The organism is Stenotrophomonas maltophilia group sp. Smal32 (assembly GCF_030237085.1).
Classification (GTDB): domain Bacteria; phylum Pseudomonadota; class Gammaproteobacteria; order Xanthomonadales; family Xanthomonadaceae; genus Stenotrophomonas; species Stenotrophomonas maltophilia_Q.
Genome location: NZ_JASJSI010000175.1, coordinates 1 through 5,204, shown reverse-complemented (window position 1 = coordinate 5,204; position 5,204 = coordinate 1). Strand labels below are relative to the sequence as shown.

The 5,204-nt window shown below is 67.5% G+C and carries 5 protein-coding genes; 4 read left to right on the top strand and 1 reads right to left on the bottom strand.

The window, feature by feature from the left end; translation table 11 throughout:
* Positions 1-242 precede the first annotated feature (242 nt).
* Positions 243-974, top strand: coding sequence for a hypothetical protein (locus tag QRO91_RS21745; RefSeq protein WP_049431815.1), 732 nt, complete (start codon positions 243-245; stop codon positions 972-974).
* On the top strand, positions 974-1,594 hold the full coding sequence (locus tag QRO91_RS21740; RefSeq protein ID WP_049431834.1) for an HAD family hydrolase: 621 nt from the start codon (positions 974-976) through the stop codon (positions 1,592-1,594). Before QRO91_RS21745 ends, QRO91_RS21740 begins: the two co-directional genes overlap by 1 nt.
* Before the next feature lie 220 nt (positions 1,595-1,814).
* Here the strand turns inward: QRO91_RS21740 and QRO91_RS21735 are convergent, their stop codons facing one another.
* A complete protein-coding gene (locus QRO91_RS21735; protein ID WP_285310566.1) occupies positions 1,815-2,753 on the bottom strand; it encodes a carbohydrate kinase family protein in 939 nt (312 codons plus the stop codon).
* 283 nt (positions 2,754-3,036) lie between these two features.
* Here QRO91_RS21735 and QRO91_RS21730 point away from each other — a divergent pair, with 283 nt between their 5' ends.
* Together QRO91_RS21730 and mreC are read left to right on the top strand one after the other, a co-directional pair.
* Complete coding sequence (locus QRO91_RS21730) at positions 3,037-4,083, top strand: rod shape-determining protein (protein WP_005411077.1); 1,047 nt, start codon at positions 3,037-3,039, stop codon at positions 4,081-4,083.
* Positions 4,084-4,204: 121 nt separating this feature from the next.
* On the top strand, positions 4,205-5,204 hold a 1,000-nt coding region (gene mreC / locus QRO91_RS21725; protein WP_285310565.1), incomplete at its 3' end, for a rod shape-determining protein MreC.

The following is a 5,204-nucleotide window of genomic DNA, read 5'->3' as shown; positions in this document are numbered from 1 at the left end:
CCCCCCCCCCCCCCCCCCCCCCCCCAGATGTTAACCCAGCCCATCCCGCAAAACGCTAGGGGGGGGGTTGTGGGGGTGTGTTTTTTTTTTAACCCGGCAGGCGAACAAACAAAAAAAAAACCCGCGCCGCCCCGCCCCGGGGTTTTTTTTTTGGGCGGGCCGGGCGGGGGGGGGGGGGGGGGGCGGCCGTGGCGCCGGGGCGACGACTCTACAGAATCGCGAAAACACGAAGGACCTCCGCCATGAAACGACTGATCCTGCTCACCGCCTGTGCCCTGGCCCTGGCTGCCTGCAGCAATCCCGAAGAAGAGCGCAAGGCGCAGGAAGCCGCCGCGGCGGCCGTGCAGGCGCAGAAGGAGGCCAAGGCCGAGGACGTGGCCAAGCAGTACGACATGGCCGTGGCCGCGCAGGACTGGGAGCGCGCGCGCCTGCATGGCGCCTCGCTGCTGGACCAGTACAAGGACACCGCCGCCGCCGAGCGCATCGCCGCCGGTTTCGATGACGTAAAGGCCAAGGGTGACGCTGCGCGCGACCTGCGCCGCATGCAGGGGCTGTGGCAGTACAACCAGATTCCGGTCGCCAGCAAGGGCAACCAGGTCTCGGCGTCGATCTACAGCAAGGAACGGGTGGATGTGGACGGCAGTGGTGCCAAGCCGGTGCAGCTGGTGTTCCGCGATCACCCGGAGTGGAAGCGGCATGCTTACCTGGTGCTGCAGGCCGGTGACTTCCGCTGCCCGCAATGCACGGTGAAAGTGACCGTGGACGACGGCAAGCCGGTGTCGATGGCGGCATGGCGCCCGAAGACCGATGAAGCCATCGCGATGTTCATCACCGACCAGAAGGCGCTCTGGAAGCTGGCGCGCAAGGGCAAGTCGATCAGCATCGAGTTCCCGGTCAAGGCTGGCGGCACGCGTACGGCCGTGTTCGAGACCGGGGGCGTCGACGCCAGCCGCATGCCGCAGTGGTGGCAGTGATGGCGGTGGCGGGCAGTGCCGTGCAGGCGTTGTCCGCGATCCGGCACTGGGTGTTTGACATGGATGGCACGCTGACCGTGGCTGTGCATGACTTCGCGGCGATCCGCCGTACGCTGCAGATCGCCGCGGAGGAAGACATCCTCGACCATATCGCGGCGTTGCCGGATGCATCGGCGCAGGCCAAGCGTGAGTGGTTGCTGGATCACGAGCGCGCGCTGGCCGAGGACGCGCTGCCGGCGCCGGGTGCGGTGAAGCTGCTGCGTACGCTGGCAGCTGCGGGCTGCCGGCTGGGCATCCTGACCCGCAACGACCACGCGCTGGCGAAGCTGACGCTGGAGGCGATCGGGGTCGGTGAGCTGTTCGACGATGCCGACATCATCGGCCGCGATGAAGCGGTGCCCAAGCCCTCACCGGAGGGCCTGCAGCAGCACTTGCAGCGTTGGGGCATCGGGCCCGCCGAGGCGGTGATGGTCGGTGACCACGCCTACGACCTGGAGTGTGGCCGCGCGGCCGGCACGCATACCGTGCTGGTCAACCTGCCGGAGAACCCGTGGCCGGGCCGCGCCGATTGGCATTTCGCCGATTGCCGCGCCTTGCTGGCTGCCTGGCAGGGCGCCTGATGATGTAGAGCCGAGCCCACGCTCGGCTGCTGTCCGGTCAGATCGCGCTGGCGCGCGCAAGCCGAGCATGGCTCGGCTCTACAGGAATCAAACAGCGTGTCGACCAAGGTCGACACCTGCCAACAGCATTCCCAGCAGCGCGTCGGGTGGAAAGCCCCCTTGTTGTTCAAGGGGGCGCGCCGAAGGCGCGGGGATAAGGTGGAATGCGCGGGCAGTTCGGTTACGCGCACAGCCCGAAACCGAACTGCTGCTTGAACTGCTCGTTGAACTCATCAAAGGTAAAGCGCTGGTTCTGGGTGCCCGGGTGCTCGACCTTCAGTGCGCCCATCAGGTTGCCCATGCGGCCGATGGTCAGCCAGTCGTAGCCCTTCTGGATGCCGTAGATCAGGCCGGCGCGGAAGGCGTCGCCACAGCCGGTCGGGTCGACCACGCGGCGCTCGTGTGCCGGCGGGATGTCGTAGCTCTTTTCCGGGGTGTGGATGACCGCGCCCTTCGGGCCACGGGTGGTGATGTAGGCCTTCACCCGGCTGACGATTTCCTGTTCGTCCCAGCCGGTGCGCTCCTGCAGCAGGTTCGACTCGTAGTCGTTGACCACCACATAGTCGGCCTGCTCGATGAAGGCGCGAAGTTCCGGGCCGTTGAACAGCGGCATGGCCTGGCCCGGATCGAAGATGAACGGAATGCCGTCTTCGTGGAATTCCTGCGCGTTCTGGATCATGCCCTCGCGGCCGTCAGGGCCGACCAGGCCCAGGGTCACGCCCGGCACGCCACGCACGTGGTTCTCGTAGGAACGCATCATCGCGCCCGGGTGGAAGGCGGTGATCTGGTTGTTGTCGTGGTCGGTGGTGATGAACGCCTGCGGGGTGAACAGCTCGTCGATCACGCGCACGCGCGACAGGTCGATGCCCAGGCCTTCGAAGTATTCGCGGTACGGGCCGAAGTCCGAACCCACGGTGCCCATCGGGATCGGCTGGCCGCCCAGCAGGTGCAGGTTGTAGGCGATGTTGCCGGCGCAGCCGCCGAACTCGCGGCGCATGCGCGGGACCAGGAACGACACGTTCAGGATGTGCACCTTGTCCGGCAGGATGTGATTCTTGAACTGGTCCGGGAACACCATGATGGTGTCGAAGGCAAGAGAACCACAGATCAGAGCGGACATCGATGTAAGCCTATGCGGTGAATTTTGGGATGGGCCGGCCCGGTTCGGCGGGCAAGCAAACGGCGCCCTTGGGCGCCCGACGGCGCAAAGGTTACCCGCTGGTGCCGCTCAGGGCCAGAACCGGGTGATGCCCGATCAGGCCGAAAGCCTGTGAAGACGCGGGTTCAGCTAGTTTTTTCCTTGCTCGGCGGCAGGCGGGTTGCTAGGCTTGTCGGCCTCGATTTCTGCCCATTTTTTCGCCATCCCGCGGCGGGCACGACACCCCTCAGGACTCCTTCCTCAGATGTTCAAGAAACTCCGTGGCATGTTCTCCAACGACCTGTCCATCGACCTGGGCACGGCCAACACCCTCATCTACGTGCGCGGGCAGGGGATCGTGCTGAACGAGCCGTCGGTCGTGGCCGTGCGCCAGGACCGTGCCATCGGTGGCACCCGCTCGGTGGCAGCCGTTGGCGCCGAGGCCAAGCAGATGCTCGGCCGTACCCCGGGCCACATCACCACCATCCGCCCGATGAAGGACGGCGTCATCGCCGACTTCACCTACACAGAGGCGATGCTCAAGCACTTCATCAAGAAGGTGCACAAGTCGCGCGTGCTGCGCCCGAGCCCGCGCGTGCTGGTGTGCGTGCCGGCAGGTTCGACCCAGGTCGAGCGCCGCGCGATCAAGGAATCGGCCGAGGAAGCCGGTGCCCGTGACGTGTACCTGATCGAAGAGCCGATGGCTGCCGCGATCGGCGCCGGCATGCCGGTCACCGAAGCCCGTGGCTCGATGGTCATCGACATCGGTGGCGGCACCACCGAAGTGGCGGTGATCTCGCTCAACGGCATCGTCTATTCGGCCTCGGTCCGCATCGGCGGCGACCGCTTCGACGAATCCATCACCAACTACGTGCGCCGCAACCACGGCATGCTGATCGGTGAAGCCACCGCCGAGCGCATCAAGGTCGAGCTGGGCTGTGCCTACCCGCAGGCCGAGGTGCAGGAGCTGGAGATCTCCGGCCGCAACCTCGCCGAGGGCGTGCCGAAGATGATCAAGATCAGCTCCAACGAGGTGCTCGAAGCCCTGCACGAACCGCTGTCGGGCATCGTCAGCGCGGTCAAGCTGGCGCTGGAGCAGACCCCGCCGGAACTGTGTGCCGACGTTGCCGAGCGCGGCATCGTGCTGACCGGTGGCGGCGCCCTGCTGCGCGACCTGGACCGCCTGATCTCCGAGGAAACCGGCCTGCACGTGCAGGTGGCCGACGATCCGCTGACCTGCGTGGCCCGCGGTGGTGGTCGTGCGCTGGAGCTGGTGGACATGCACGGCAACGAGTTCTTTGCGCCGGAATAAGCCGTCCAGGCCGTTCCTGCCCGCCGCGCCCTTCCGGGGTGCGGCCCGCCGCGATGGCGGGCCGGCACCGGCGGGGCGTCCGCGTGTTTCCCTTCCGCCTTCTGCCAGTTGAATCGTTGCCGTGCCGCCCTACGCCGGTCCTCCCGTTGCCTCCCGATCCGGTGATGCCGCCAGCCCCCTGCGGTTGCTGGCCTACCTCGCATTGGCCATCACCCTGATCGTCCTTGACGACCAGGCCGGCTGGCTGGCGCGCCTGCGCGAGCAGGCCAACAGCCTGGTGCAGCCTGTGTGGGCGCTGGCCGGCCTGCCCGGCAAGCTCGGCAACCAGGTCAAGGATTCCGCGGCCAGCCATACCCAGCTGGTCACCGAGAACCGTGAGCTGCGCAACCAGCTGCTGCTGGCCAACGCGCGCCTGACCCGTCTGCAGACCGCTGCGCTGGACAACGCCCAGCTGCGCGAACTGCTGAACGTGGCCGAGCGCAGTGGCCTGGACGTGCAGCTGGCGCCGATCCTGGATATCGACCTGGATCCGGTGAAGCAGCGCCTGGTGCTCGACGCCGGCAGCCGGGAAGGCGTGCATGTCGGCCAGGCGGTGATCGACGCGGGCGGCTTGATGGGGCAGGTGATCAGCGTCACCGGCGGTACCTCCACCGTGCTGCTGCTCACCGACCCCGACCACGCGGTGCCGGTCACCGTGGCCCGCAACGGCGTACGCCTGATCGTCTACGGGCGCGGCGACACGCTGGAGCTGCGCGACATCCCGCTCAGCGCCGGCGTGGAAGTGGGTGATGAGATTGTCACCTCCGGCCTCGGTGGCCGCTTCCCGGCCGGCTTCCCGGTCGGCACCATCACCGGCCTGCGCCCGGATGACACCCATGCCTTTCTGGTCGGTGAACTGAAGCCTGCCGCCCAGCTCGACCGCGGCCGCGATGTGCTGCTGCTGCGCCCGGGTGCAGCGATCCGCATTCCGCCGGAGTTGCGCCTGCAGCTGGAAGAGACCGCCCCGGGTGGCCCGGCTACCGGCGTCACCGCGCCGGCTCCGACGACGCCGGCTCCGGCCAGCGCTCCGGTAGTGCCGGCCGCTGGCCAGCAACAGCCCTCGTCGCAGACGAGGAGCGTTG